Origin of the sequence: Massilia sp. Root133 (assembly GCF_001426525.1) — a bacterium.
GTDB lineage: Bacteria > Pseudomonadota > Gammaproteobacteria > Burkholderiales > Burkholderiaceae_D > Telluria > Telluria orientalis.
Genome location: NZ_LMEW01000036.1, coordinates 98,297 through 112,044, shown reverse-complemented (window position 1 = coordinate 112,044; position 13,748 = coordinate 98,297). Strand labels below are relative to the sequence as shown.

Annotated in this window: 7 protein-coding genes; all 7 read right to left on the bottom strand. The window is 67.5% G+C overall.

Annotation, left to right across the window (positions count from 1 at the left end; translation table 11 throughout):
* Window position 1: 1 nt before the first annotated feature.
* A complete protein-coding gene (locus ASD28_RS29715) occupies window positions 2-3,241 on the bottom strand; it encodes an efflux RND transporter permease subunit (RefSeq protein WP_056137126.1) in 3,240 nt (1,079 codons plus the stop codon).
* Window positions 3,238-6,354 (bottom strand): efflux RND transporter permease subunit, encoded by a 3,117-nt coding sequence (locus tag ASD28_RS29710; RefSeq protein ID WP_056137124.1) that lies wholly within the window; start codon window positions 6,352-6,354, stop codon window positions 3,238-3,240. Before ASD28_RS29710 ends, ASD28_RS29715 begins: the two co-directional genes overlap by 4 nt.
* A 142-nt stretch (window positions 6,355-6,496) precedes the next feature.
* The gene (locus ASD28_RS29705; protein WP_056137122.1) at window positions 6,497-7,834 is read right to left on the bottom strand and encodes an efflux RND transporter periplasmic adaptor subunit; all 1,338 of its coding nucleotides are present in this window, start codon (window positions 7,832-7,834) and stop codon (window positions 6,497-6,499) included.
* A 289-nt stretch (window positions 7,835-8,123) separates the two neighbouring features.
* A complete protein-coding gene (gene sppA, locus ASD28_RS29700) occupies window positions 8,124-9,995 on the bottom strand; it encodes a signal peptide peptidase SppA (protein ID WP_056137120.1) in 1,872 nt (623 codons plus the stop codon).
* An 11-nt stretch (window positions 9,996-10,006) separates the two neighbouring features.
* Window positions 10,007-11,482 (bottom strand): sodium:solute symporter, encoded by a 1,476-nt coding sequence (locus ASD28_RS29695; RefSeq protein ID WP_056137118.1) that lies wholly within the window; start codon window positions 11,480-11,482, stop codon window positions 10,007-10,009.
* Window positions 11,483-11,527: 45 nt separating this feature from the next.
* Entirely contained in the window at window positions 11,528-11,956 is a 429-nt protein-coding gene (locus tag ASD28_RS29690) for a hypothetical protein (RefSeq protein ID WP_056137117.1), read from the bottom strand.
* Between the two features lie 214 nt (window positions 11,957-12,170).
* Window positions 12,171-13,664 (bottom strand): NYN domain-containing protein, encoded by a 1,494-nt coding sequence (locus ASD28_RS29685; RefSeq protein ID WP_056137115.1) that lies wholly within the window; start codon window positions 13,662-13,664, stop codon window positions 12,171-12,173.
* Between the last annotated feature and the right edge of the window lie 84 nt (window positions 13,665-13,748).

Here is a 13,748-nt window from a genome sequence, read left to right as displayed (position 1 = left end):
TTCATGGCTGGGAAGTCGTGGGCTGGTCCTCGAGCGGATGGCGGACCAGGTGGTGCTCGTCCGCGTTGCGGCGGCGGAGCTTGTCGAGGTAGACGTAGACGACGGGTGTGGTCAGCAGCGTCAGGAGCTGGCTCGCGACCAGGCCGCCGATGATGGCGATGCCCAGCGGCTGGCGCAGCTCGGAGCCCTCGCCGAAGCCGATCGCCAGCGGCAGCGCGCCCAGCGCCGCCGCCAGGGTCGTCATCAGGATCGGGCGGAAGCGCAGCAGGCACGCCTCGCGTACGGCCTCCGTGGCCGACAGGCCGCGCGCGCGCTCCGCTTCCAGCGCGAAGTCGATGATCAGGATCGCATTCTTTTTCACGATGCCGATCAGGAGGAACACGCCGATCAGCGCGATGATGGAAAACTCCATGTGGAACAGCAGCAGCGCCAGCACGGCGCCCACGCCGGCCGACGGCAACGTCGACAGCACCGTGATCGGATGCACCAGGCTTTCGTACAGGATGCCGAGGACGATGTAGATGACGACGATGGCGGCGAGGATCAGCAGCGGCTGCTGCTGGCTCGATTCCTGCGCCTGCTTGGCCTGGCCCTGGAAGCTGCCGCGCACATTGGTCGGCATGCCGATATCGGCCTCCGCCTGCTTGACCGCCTGCTGCGCTTCCGACAGCGAAAAACCCTGCGCGAGGTTGAACGAGATCGTCGTCGCCAGCTCGCCGTCCTGGTGGTTGACTGAGCTCGGCGTCGAGCGCTCCGCGAAGTGGGCGATGGCGGACAGCGGCACCATCGTGGTGGCGGACGACGACAGCGCCGCGCCGCCGGACGGATCGCGCGCGGCCGTCAGGTTCGCGGGCGCGGCGGGCGTGCCGGCGGCGGCCGTGGGCGCGTTCTTGGCCGGCACATACACGTCGTCCAGCGCGGCCGGCGAGCGCGCATACTGCTGCGCGACGCCCATGATCACGTGGTACTGGTTCAACTCGTCGTAGATGTTGGCGACCTGGCGCTGGCCGAACGCGTCGTACAGCGCGTTGTCGATGTCCTTCGCGCTGATGCCGAGGCGCGCGGCCGTCTGCTTGTCGATGTCGACATAGGTCTCGACGCCGTTGTCCGCCTGGTCGGTGTCGACGTCGGTCAGCGCCTTCTGCCCCTTCATCGCGTCCGCCAGCTTCGTCGCCCACGTTTTCAGGTCGGCGCGGTTGTCGCTTTTCAAGGTGTACTGGTACGTGGAGTTCGACTGGCGCCCGCCCATGCGCAGGTCCTGCACGGGGTTCAGGAACAGCTGCACGCCCGTCACCTGCGCGAGCTTCGGCCGCAGGCGCGCGATCACGGCCTGGCCGCTCTCGCCCTTGGCGCGTTCGTCGACGGGTTTCAGATTCAGGAACATGAAGCCGCCGCCCGCGCGCGAGCCGCCCGTGAAGCCGACGACGGTGTCGACGGCCGGATCGCTCTTGATGATGTTCACGAGCTGGCGCAGCTTGCCCTGCATGGCCTGGAACGAGATGCTCTGGTCCGCGCGCAGGCCGCCGTTGACCTGGCCCGTGTCCTGCTGCGGGAAAAAGCCTTTCGGCGCGGCCGAGAACAGATACACGTTCAGGCCGACGACGAACACGAGGATCAGCATCACGAGCGGCTTCATGTCGAGCGCCCAGTCGAGCGCGTGCTCGTACGACTTCAGCACGCCGTCGAAGGCCCGCTCGGCCCAGCGCGCGAGGCGGCCCTGCTTGCGGCCCACGTGGTCGTGCAGCGCCTGGCCCGGTTTCAGCAGCATCGCGCACAGCATCGGCGTCGTCGTCAGCGAGATCACGAGCGAGATCATCACGGCGGCCGACAGCGTGACGGCGAATTCGCGGAACAGCCGGCCCACCTGGCCGCCCATGAACAGCAGCGGGATGAACACGGCGACGAGCGACAGGCTGATGGACAGCACCGTGAAGCCCACTTCCTGCGCGCCCAGCAGCGCCGCCTTCATGCGGTCCATGCCCTGCTCGACGTGGCGGCTCGTGTTTTCCAGCACGACGATGGCGTCGTCGACGACGAATCCCGTCGCCACCGTGAGCGCCATCAGCGACAGGTTGTTCAGGGAGAAGCCCAGCAGGTACATCACGCCGAAGGTGCCCAGCAGCGAGACGACGGTCGCCACGGCCGGCACGACGGTCGCGCGCACGCTGCGCAGGAACACGGAGACCACGAGCACGACGAGCAGGATCGAGATCATCAACGTCATCTCGATCTCGTGCAGCGACGCGCGGATGGAATTGGTGCGGTCCGACGCGACCTGCATGCGCACGTCCTGCGGCAACTGGGCCTGCAGCTGCGGCAGCAGCGCGCGCACGCCGTCCACGGTCTCGATGACGTTGGCGCCCGGCTGGCTCGTCACCAGCACGATCACGGCGGGCTGGCCGTTGAACAGGCCCAGCGTGTTGATGTTCTCGACGCCGTCCCAGACCGTGGCGACGTCCTGCAGGCGGATGGCGGAACCGTTGCGCCATGCGACGACGAGGCCCTTGTAGTCGGCCGCCGTGCGGCCATTGGTCGGCGTGTTCGCCTGCGAATAGATCTGCAGGCGCATGCCCTGCCCTTCCAGCGCGCCCTTCGGCCGGTTGGCATTCGTCGCCTGGATGGCGGCGCGCACGTCCTCGGTCGACAGGCCGTACTGGTTCAGCTGGTACGGGTTCAGGTCGACGCGCACGGCCGGCAGCGAGCCGCCGCCGATCTCCACGTCGCCCACGCCCTTTACCTGCGCGAGCTTTTGCTGCACGACGTTCGACACGTCGTCGTAGATCTGGCCGGGCGAACGCGTCTTCGACGTCAGCGCCAGGATGATCACGGGCGCGTCGGACGGATTGGCCTTGCGGTACGTCGGATTGCTGCGCAGGGTGGCCGGCAGGTCGGCGCGCGCCGCGTTGATCGCGGCCTGCACTTCGCGCGCGGCGGAATCGATCTGGCGCGTCAGGTCGAACTGCAGGTTGATGCGGGTGGAGCCGTTGCCGCTGCTGGACGTCATCTCGTTGACGCCCGCGATCACGCCCAGCCGCCGTTCCAGCGGCGTGGCGACCGACGTCGCCATCGTGTCCGGACTGCCGCCCGGCAGGTTGGCCGACACGGAGATCGCCGGAAAGTCGACCTGCGGCAGCGGCGACACGGGGAGCACGAAGAACGCGCCGATGCCCGCCAGCGCGATGCCGATGGTCAGCAGCACCGTCGCGATGGGCCGCTTGATGAACGGCTGCGAGAGACTCATGCGCCCGCTCCGCCGGGTTTCACCGCGCCGCCGGGTTTGGCGGGTTCCGCGCCGCTCCAGCGCCGCGCGAGGCGGTCGAACGCGAGGTAGATGACGGGCGTCGTGAACAGCGTGAGCAGCTGGCTGACGATCAGGCCGCCGAAGATCGCGAGGCCCAGCGGCCGGCGCAGCTCGGCGCCCTCGCCCCAGCCGAGCATCAGCGGGATGGCGGCGAACAGCGCCGCCAGCGTCGTCATGATGATCGGACGGAAGCGCAGCATCGCGGCCTGGTGGATCGCCGTCCGCGGGTCCTTGCCCTCGTCGCGCTCGGCCTCGATGGCGAAGTCGATCATCATGATCGCGTTCTTCTTCACGATGCCGATCAGGAGGATGATGCCGATGATGCCGATGACGCCGAGGCCCTGTCCCGTGATCCCCAGCGCCAGCAGCGCGCCGACGCCGGCCGACGGCAGGGTCGACAGGATGGTCAGCGGGTGGATGTAGCTCTCGTACAGCACCCCCAGCACGATGTACACGCAGACGACGGCCGCGAGGATCAGCCACAGCTGGTTCGACAGCGACGCCTGGTACGCGCCGGACGCGCCGAGGAACGTCATGGTCACGGAGCCCGGCAGGCCGATCTCCTGCGCGACTTCCTTGATCGCGGCGACGGCGGTGCCCAGCTTGATGCCGGACGCGGTGTCGAAACCGATGGTCGTCGCCGGGTATTGCGCCACGTGCGTGATCTGCAGCGGCGCGGCCTGCTCCGTGATGGAGGCGATCGCGGACAGCGGCGTCGGCGCACCGGAGCCCGTGCGCAGCTGCAGGTCCGACAGCGCGTCGAGCGACATCTTGTCGTCCTGCTGCGCTTCCAGGATCACGCGGTACTGGTTCGTCTCCGTGAAGATGGTCGACACGATGCGCTGGCCGAACGCGCTGTACAACGCGTCGTCGACGTTCGACGCCGTCACGGACAGGCGCGACGCGCTGTCGCGATCGATGTTGACGTAGGCGGCCGCGCCGGTGGCGCCCGCGTCCGTGACGACGTTCGCCAGCTCCTTGCGGCGCGCCATCGCGTCGACCATCTTCTTCGCCCACTCCGTCACCGTCTTCGTGTCCGCGCCCTCGATCGACAGGCGGTACTGGGTCGGTCCCGTCTCGGCGTCGATGGTGAGGTCCTGGGTCGGCTGCAGGTACAGCGTGACGCCGGCCACGTTCTGCGCCACGCGGCGGCGCAGGCGGTTCATGACGTCCTGCTGGTCGTCGTGCTTCGCCTTCAGGTTGATCAGCATGGTGCCCGTGTGGAGCATCGTGTTGTTGGCGGCATCCACGCCCACGGTCGACGCGAGCGATTCGACGTCCGGGTCGGCCAGGATCTCGCGCGCGGCGGCCTGCTGCATCTCGGCCATCGAACTGTACGAGATCGCCTGGCGCGCTTCCACGCGCGCCTGCAGCTGGCCCGTGTCCTGCGTGGGGAACAGGCTTTTCGGGATGAACGTCCACAGGATCGCCGTCAGCACGAGCGTGCCCAACGCGACGAGCAGGGTCAGGCCCTGGCGCGCGAGGACCCAGTTCAGGCCGCGGTCGTAGTGGCCGACGGTCCAGTCGAAGAACGACTGGAACTGACGCTCGAAGCCCGACCTGTGCGACTTGTCGTGCTGCGTTAGCCAGCGCGCCGACATCATCGGCACGAGCGTCAGCGACACGACGGCCGAGATCAGGATCGTGATGGCGAGCGACACGGCGAATTCGCGGAACAGCCGGCCCACGACGTCGCCCATGAACAGCAGCGGGATCAGCACGGCGATCAGCGACACGGTCAGCGAAATGATGGTGAAGCCGATCTGCGTGGCGCCCTTCAGCGCGGCGTCCATCGGCTTCTCGCCTTCCTCGATGTAGCGCGAGATGTTCTCGATCATGACGATGGCATCGTCGACGACGAAGCCCGTTGCGATCGTCAGCGCCATCAGCGACAGGTTGTTCAGGCTGTACCCGAGCAGGTACATGATGCCGAACGTGCCGACGAGCGAGATCGGCACCGCGAGGCTCGCGATCACGGTGGCGCGGATGCTGTGCAGGAACGCGAAGATCACGAGCACGACGAGGACGACGGCCAGCACGAGCTCGATCTGCACGTGTTCGACGGAAGCGCGGATGCCGTTCGTGCGGTCCGACAGCACGTCCATGTGGATGCTCTGCGGCAGGCTGGCCTGCAGCTCGGGCAGGCGCTGCTTGATGGCGTCCACGGTGGCGATCACGTTGGCGCCCGGCTGGCGCTGCACGTTCAGGATGATCGCCGGCTTCATGTTCGCCCATGCGCCCAGCTTGACGTTTTCCGCGCTGTCGACGACCTTCGCCACGTCGCCCAGGCGCACGGGCGCGCCGTTCTTGTACGCGACGATCAAATTCGTGTAGTCGGGCACCGTCACCAGCTGGTCGTTGGCGTTGATGGTGTAGGCGCGCAGCGGGCCGTCGAAGCTGCCCTTGGCGCTGTTGGCGTTGGCGTTCGTGATCGCGGTGCGCAGCGTGTCCAGACCGAGGCCGTTGGCGGCGAGCGCCTCGGTGTTGGCCTGGATGCGCACGGCCGGACGCTGGCCGCCCTGCAGGGTGACGAGGCCCACGCCCGTCACCTGGCTGATCTTCAGCGCGAGACGCGTGTTGACGAGGTTCTGCACCTCCGTCAGCGGCATCGAATCGGACGTGATGGCGAGCGTCAGCACGGGCGCGTCGGCCGGGTTGACCTTGGCGTAGACGGGCGGCGCCGGCAGGTCGGTCGGCAGCAGCGAGCCGCCGGCATTGATCGCGGCCTGCACTTCCTGCTCGGCCACGTCGAGCGTCTGCCCAAGCGTGAACTGCAGGGTGATCACGGAGACGCCGGCCGCGCTGTTGGAACTCATGCGCGCCAGGCCCGACATCTGGCCGAACTGGCGTTCCAGTGGCGCCGTCACGGTGCGCGCCATCACTTCCGGACTCGCGCCCGGGTACAGCGTCTGCACCTGGATCGTCGGGAAGTCGACCTGCGGCAGCGCGGACAGCGGCAGGAATTTATAGCCGACGAGGCCCGCCAGCACGATCGCCAGCATCAGCAGCGACGTGGCGACGGGGCGGCGGATGAACGGTGCGGATGGGCTCATCGACCATCTCCGTCACACGCGAGACCGTCGCCCCGGCGCAGGCCGGGGCCTAAGTTTTTCGAGCCGACGCGGTGCGAGCAGTACTTGGGTTCCCGCCTGCGCGGGAACGACGTGCACAAGTCACGGGTTCCAGCAAACTGCATCATTGCGCCGCCCCTTCCTGCTGGCGGCGGCGGTGCTGGCCGCCCTGGCCCTGGCCCTGCTTCGCGCCAGCGGCACCGGCACCGCGCGCCGGATGCTCGCCCGGCAGCGTCACCTTCGCGCCATCCTTCAGGCGGTCGGCGCCTTCCGTGATGACGGTCTCGCCGCCTTTCAGGCCGCTCGTGATCTCGACGCGCTCGGCATCCTCCTCGCCCCGCTTCACGTTCGTCAGCTTCACCGTGCGGGTCTGCGGATCCAGCACGTAGACGTAGTCGCCGTTGGCGCCGTGGCGCAATGCCGTCACCGGCACCGTGATCGCGTTCTTGATGACGTTCACCTGCAGGCGGACGTTCACGAACTGGTTGGGGAACAGCTTGGAGGCCTCGTTGCCGAAGCGGGCCTTGGCCTTGACGGTGCCGGTCGAGGTGTCGACCTGGTTGTCCAGCGCCATGAAGCGGCCCTGCGCCAGCTCGCGCGTGCGGGTGCGGTCCAGCGCCGTCGCGGGCAGCGTGGCGTTCGCGTTGATGCGCGCCTGGATCGCGGGCAGGTGGTCCTGCGGCACGGCGAATTCGACGTCGATCGGCGATTGCTGGGTGATGACGGCGATGCCGTTCGCATCGCTGCTGGCCACCAGGTTGCCGATGTCCACCGTACGCAGGCCCACGCGTCCGGCGATCGGCGCGCGCACCTGCGTGTAGCCGAGGTTGATCTGGGCGATGCCTTCGGCCGCCTTGTCGGTCGTGACGGCGCCCTGCAGCTGTTTCACGAGGGCCGCCTGCGTGTCGACGTCCTGGCGCGCGATCGAGTCCTGCTGGAGCAGGGTCTGGTAGCGGGACAGCAGGACCTTGGCCGATTCGAGCTGGGCCTCGTCGCGCTGGCGCTGGCCCGTCGCCTGCAGCAGCGCCATCTGGGACGGGCGCGGGTCGATGGTCGCCAGCACCTGGCCCTGCTTGACGAGCTGGCCTTCCGTGAACAGGATTTTCTGCAGCACACCACCGACCTGCGGCCGCACGGTCGCGACGGCGGCCGGGGTCACTGTGCCGAGGGCGTCCAGCACGATCGGGATGTCGGCATGCTCGGCCTTGCCGACGCCGACCGTCGTTGCCGGCATGCCGCGCCCGCCGCCCGGACCACCGCGGCCCGCCCCTGGTCCGCCCGCGCCCTGCCTGCCCGCGCCGCCGGGCGCGCCCTGCGGCTGCTGGTGCACGAGGTGCCAGGCGAGCCAGCCCAGGCCGCCCATCGCGACGATGGCGATGAGGATCCCGATGATGCGGGTGCGGCGCGAGCGCTTGGGGTGGGTCGGGGTTTTATTCTTGTCGGGTGTGACGGTCGAATCCATGCTGATCCCTGGTGGCCGAGTGTTCAAAAGCACAATAAAAGTTCCCTTGAATGTAGCACGCCCAAGAGGGACTTTATGTTTCGTAACGTACGGACAGCCAATCGTTCAGCCTGGTGAGCGGGCGACGTGCCCGGGCGTGGATAGTTGCATCTTTACATGGCTTTACACCAAAGCCGCCTACATGCGGGGAGATCGAAACAAAACGGGCGCGGGAAGATTCCCGCGCCCGTGTTGCCGTGTATGGTTGCCCGACTACATGCTGTTACAAAGATTAACGCTCCGGAAAGGTTCAGGGCACCCCGCACAGGCAGTGCGTGACGGCCGCGAACGGCTGTTTGCGGTCCGCGACGGCCGACAGCCAGCCGAGGTCCCTGGTGATGCCCGCCGTCGCGTTGCCGCCCAGCGCGGCCGCGCCGAGGTCGACCGGCAGCAGGCCCAGCTTCACTTGCACGTTCAGGATCTGCGCATTCGACAGGCCCATGCGCTCGAGCACGCGCTCGGCCAGCGTGGTCGGCTGCTCGGCATACATGACGCGGAAATCGTCGCCCAGCCTGGCGCGCTTGGCGGCCGAGCGCAGCGCGTCGCCGTAGCTGCCCAGGCGGTCGACGAGGCCGCGTTCCTTGGCCTGCGTGCCCGTCCACACGCGGCCCTGGCCCACTTCGTCGATCTTGGCCGGCGTCGTCTTGCGCGCGATGGCGGCCTTGGTCGTGAACTCGTCGTACACGTGGTTGATGCTCGACTGGATCAGCTGGCCGAAGCGCGGATCGAGGGGACGCAGCGGATTGTAGGCGTCCGCGAGCCACGTGGTCGTCACGCCGGCTGTGTGGATGCCGAGTTTGTCGACGACCTTGTCCGCGGTCGGGAGGATGGCGAACACGCCGATCGAACCGGTGACGGTGGACGGGTCGGCGATGACTTCGTCGGCCGCCATCGAGATCCAGTAGCCGCCCGACGCGGCCACGTCGCCCATCGACACGACGACGGGCTTGCCGGCCGCGCGCGTCAGTTCCAGCTCGCGCCGGATCAGTTCCGAACCGTAGGCGCTGCCGCCCGGCGAATTGACGCGCAGGACGACGGCCTTCACCGACGAATCCTCGCGCACGCTGCGGATCAGGTTCGCCGTCGAGATGCCGCCGACCATGCCGGGGCCGCCCGTGCCTTCCGTGATGTCGCCGGCCGCGACGACGACGGCGACCGCGTCGCCGAACGGCTTCTCCGGATTGCGCGCCATGTAGTCGCCGAAGCTCACCTGGCGGAAGCTCTTGATGTGGTCGTCGTACGCACCGCGCTTGATGAACATGTCGCGCACTTCGTCGCGGGTCTTGACGCCATCGATCAGCTTCCAGTCCAGCGCCACCTTGGCCGCGTTGCCGTTGGCCGCCTGCAGGCGCTGCGGCAGCTCGTCGATGCCTTTCGCGATCGACCCCGCCGGCAGCTTGCGCGCCTTCTCGACTTCGGCCGTGTACGCGGTCCACAGCCCGTTGTACAGGAACGCGTCCGCCTCCTGCGCGGCCTGCGACGGGCCGTTGCCGATGAACGGCTCCGCGAAGCTTTTATACGTGCCGACCTTCATCAGGTTGACGGTGACGCCGACCTTGTCCAGCGCGTCGCGGTAGTAATTGCGGTGGCGGCCGAAACCTTCGATCAGCACCATGCCCATCGGATGCAGGTAGATCTCGCTGGCGTGCGCGGCGATCAGGTAGCGCTTCTGGTCGAAGTTGCCGCCCCAGACGACGACGCGCTTGCCGGCCGCCTTCACGCGCTCGATGCCCGCGCCGATCTCGCGCACGGAGGCAAGGCCGCCACCATCCAGCTCGTCCAGCAGCACGAGGACTTCGTTCACGTTGCTGTCCTTCGCGGCGCCGTCCAGCGCCTTCAGCACGTCCGGCAGGCGCACGAGGCGGCGGCCGTTGCCCGCCAGGCCGGCGACGACGGAATCGCGCACGCTGCCCGCGCGTTCCTCGACCAGTTCGCCCTTCAGGTCGAGCACGAGTGCCGTCTTGGGCGCCAGCGGCTTGAGGCCGCCGCCGAACAGGGCCCAGAAGAAGGCGATCAGGATGACCAGGAAGATGAGGTTCAGCACGAAGCGGCGGGTGGCGTCGAGGCCGCGCCACAGCGCGCCGATGCCGCGGCGCAGGGAGGAGAAAGGCTTGAATGACATTGAGGCTCCGGCTAGTTGAGTTTCGGTTCGGTCAGTGCGGACGGCTCGGCGCGGCGCGAGATCGCGAACAGGCCGGCGAATACGAGGGCGCCGTTCACGATCAGCAATTCGAGGCCGAGGCGGTAACTGCCCAGCAGCGCATGCTGGTTATACTCCAGCAGCGCGCACACGATCGGCGCACCGATGGTCACCACGGGCACGAGGCGGTCGTGCAGCGTCCGCGTCGTCATCATGCCGAAGGCGAACAGACCGAGCAAGGGTCCGTATGTATAGCTGGCCAGTTTCAGGATGACGACAATCATGCTGGGATTGTCCACCCATTTGAACACGAGCACCATGGCCAGGAACAGCGCGGCGAACGCGAGGTGCACATGGCGGCGCAGGCGCACGCGCTGGCGTTCCGTCAGGTCGATGCGGCGCTTGATGCCGAGGATGTCGATGCAGAACGTGGACGTCAACGCCGTGATGGCGCCGTCGGCACTGGGAAACAGCGCCGAGATCAGCGCGACCAGGAAGATGATCTGCACCGCGGCGGGCAGGTGGCCCATGACGACCGCCGGGAAGATCTTGTCACCCGTCGCCGTCACGCCGGCGCTGGGCGCGTACAGGTACAGCAGGCCGCCCAGGAACAGGAAGGCGCACAGCACGACGACCAGCACGGCCGTGAGGCTCAAGAGGTTCTTCTGCGAATCCTGCAGGGTCTTCACGGAGATCGTCTTCTGCATCATTTCCTGGTCCATGCCCGTCATCGTCAGCACGATGAAGACGCCGGCCACGATCTGCTTGAGCCAGTAGCCGGGGCTGTCCGGGTCGTGCGTGAACACGCGCGCGAGGCCCCTGTCCTGCATCTGCCGCAACGCCTCGGGGATCGTCAGGTCGAGCTGGCCCAGCATGAACGCGACGCAGGCGAACAGGCCGGCCAGCATGCACGTCGTCTGCAGCGTATCGGTCCAGACGATGGTCTTCACCCCGCCCTGGACCGTGTACAGCAGGATCATGCCGAGGATGACGAAGGTCGTGAGCCAGAACGGGACGCCGAGGCTGTCGAGGATGATGGTCTGCAGGACCGCGACGACGAGGTACAGCCGCGCCGTGGCGCCGAACAGGCGCGACAGGATGAAGAACCCGGCGCCGCTCTGGTAGGCGCGCCGGCCGAGGCGCACGTCGAGGTAGTGGTAGATCGAGGTCAACCGGAGGCGGTAGTACAGCGGCAGCAGCAGGTAGACGACCGCGATGTAGCCGATCACGTAGCCGATGAGGATTTGCGCATAGCCGAAGCCGTCGGCCCCGACTGCGCCAGGCACGCTGATGAAGGTGGCGCCGGACAGCGTGGTGCCGACCATGCCGAACGCGACGAGCATCCAGTTGCTGCTCTTGTTACCGATGAAAAAACTGTCGTTGTTGGCACCCCGCCCCGTGGCCCAGGCGACGCCGAGCAGCAGGGCGAAATACGCGATGAGGATGCAGAAAAGTAAAGCCGGGGACATCGGGGATCCAAAAAGTTATCTGATCGCCCGGCAATATACCTGATATTAGATCCCCTGCCCCGGCATCCGCTCGAACGGTCCGATGCATGCCTCCATCGTCTCGTCGCGGCACATCACGAAGCGCGCGCCGGACGGGTGGAAGCGGATGTAGTTGGTGGCGCGCGTGCCCGGCTTCATGATCTCGCCGGAGCAATCCTGCTTGCCGTTGTCCTTCACGATCTTGTCGTCGAGTTTATAAAACCCCTTGGCGCTGGGCTGTTCGGCGACCGTGAATTCGCTTTCCGACACTTCGTCCGCGCTTTTCACGAGCGTGGTGCCGTCGCCGCGGAAGTGGTACGTCTCGGAACAGCCGAGCTGCGGGATCGCGAGGATCCAGATGCCCAGCAAGGGATGCGCCGCGGAAGGTGCGGCTGCCTGGGACGGCAGCACGGCGGTGGCGAGGAGGCAGGCGAAGAGACCGGTGAGCGTGCGCATGGTGGGCCTTTGCATGACAGTGGACGCGGGGGCGTTATTGTCATTATTGCACAGGCCCGGATGGGACGCGCGCGCAGCTAATCGTCGTTCCCGCGAAAGCGGGAACCCATGCTGAGCGACAGGAGATCGCTACGTCGGATGCCTTGCGGGCCTGTCCGACGCTCGAATCCGGAAATTCAGCATGGATTCCCGCGTGCGCGGGAATGACGGTGTATCAGCCGTTCTCCGGCGGCGTCTTCGGCTTGGCCGGCCGGCGCGGTGCGCGCGCGGCCGGCTTGCGCGACGGCGCCTTGTGCGACGGGCGGGCCGACTTCTTGCGGGCCGATTTCGCGCCCTGCTCCTCGTCCTCGCCTTCCGCCGCAACGGACTCGGCGGGCGCAGCTTCCGCGACGGCAGCCTGCGCGTCCAGCGCCGCGGCGCTGTCTTCCTGCGCCACTGCCTCCGCGGTCACGGCCGTGCCCGCGGCCTCTTCCTTGCGCTTGCGCGGCGCGCGCGTCGCGCGGCGGCGTTCCTTCACCGGCGCGGGCGCGTCTTCGGCGGCGCCGACGGGTTCCTCGGCTGCAACGACAGGCTCCGGCGCCTCGGCCAGGTCCGGCGTCGGCGCGGGCCAGGTGGCGATCGCGGCTTCCTCGGACACCGGCACGGCGTCCTGCACCGCTTCCAGCGCGGGCGCGGGTGCCTGTCCTTCGCGGCCCTTGCGTCCGCGGCCGCCGCGGCGGCGCGGTTCGCGGGCGGCGGCCGGGATTTCCGTCGGCTGCTCGCCCTGGGTTTCCGCCGCCAGTTCGTCGCCGGCTTCCTGGGCGGCCGGCTCGGACGCCACCTGCGGCTGCTCGACGGCCGGCTCCAGCGGCGCGGCATCGACCGGCTGCAGGTCGACCTGGGCGTTGGCGCCGCGGAAGACATAGGTGCCGGATTTTTCGTCGCGGCCGAATTCGAACAGGCCGCGCGTCTGCGCCTCTTCCAGCAGGTTGCCGAACGTGCGGAAACCGTAATAGGTCTCGGAGAAGTCCGGACGGCGGCGCTTCAGCGTGTCCTTCAGCAGCGAGGCCCAGATCTTGCCGGTGTCGCCGCGTTCCGAGACGAGCGCGTCGAAGGTCTCGACGACCATCTCCAGCGCCTGCAGCTTGCGCGCTTCCATGTCTTCGCGCTTGCGGTTGTTCTCGTCCGACGGCCGGCGGCCCTGCTGCGGCTGGGCCTTGCGCTCGTCGCGCTTGGCGGCGGCGCGGCGTTGTTCGCGCACGAGGTCGTCGTAGAAGATGAATTCGTCGCAGTTGGCGACCAGCAGGTCCGACGTCGACTGCTTGACGCCCACGCCGATCACCCGTTTCGCATTCTCGCGCAACTTGGAGACGAGCGGCGAGAAGTCCGAGTCGCCGGAGACGATCACGAACGTGTTCACGTGCGATTTCGTGTAGCACAGGTCGAGCGCGTCCACGACCATGCGGATGTCGGCGGAATTCTTGCCCGACTGGCGCACGTGGGGGATTTCGATCAGTTCGAAGTTCGCTTCATGCATCGTCGCCTTGAAGCCCTTGTAGCGATCCCAGTCGCAATAGGATTTCTTGACCACGATGCTGCCCTTGAGCAGCAGGCGTTCGAGGACGGGCTTGATGTCGAACTTCTCGTAATTCGCATCGCGCACGCCGAGTGCGACGTTTTCGAAGTCGCAGAACACCGCCATGCTGATATTGTCTGGAGATGAAGCCATGTGTGTTGTTGTGTGGTTGGTAGACAAGCTGACCACGGATTATACGCAACAACGTCGGCGGCGCCGTCGCGGACGCGTCCGGTG

Bases quoted from the DNA above. Each gene is read 5' to 3' on its own strand.
- ASD28_RS29715 (WP_056137126.1), bottom strand. From the start codon at position 3,241: ATGAGTCTCTCGCAGCCGTTCATCAAGCGGCCCATCGCGACGGTGCTG.
- ASD28_RS29710 (WP_056137124.1), bottom strand. From the start codon at position 6,354: ATGAGCCCATCCGCACCGTTCATCCGCCGCCCCGTCGCCACGTCGCTG.
- ASD28_RS29705 (WP_056137122.1), bottom strand. From the start codon at position 7,834: ATGGATTCGACCGTCACACCCGACAAGAATAAAACCCCGACCCACCCC.
- sppA (WP_056137120.1), bottom strand. From the start codon at position 9,995: ATGTCATTCAAGCCTTTCTCCTCCCTGCGCCGCGGCATCGGCGCGCTG.
- ASD28_RS29695 (WP_056137118.1), bottom strand. From the start codon at position 11,482: ATGTCCCCGGCTTTACTTTTCTGCATCCTCATCGCGTATTTCGCCCTG.
- ASD28_RS29690 (WP_056137117.1), bottom strand. From the start codon at position 11,956: ATGCGCACGCTCACCGGTCTCTTCGCCTGCCTCCTCGCCACCGCCGTG.
- ASD28_RS29685 (WP_056137115.1), bottom strand. From the start codon at position 13,664: ATGGCTTCATCTCCAGACAATATCAGCATGGCGGTGTTCTGCGACTTC.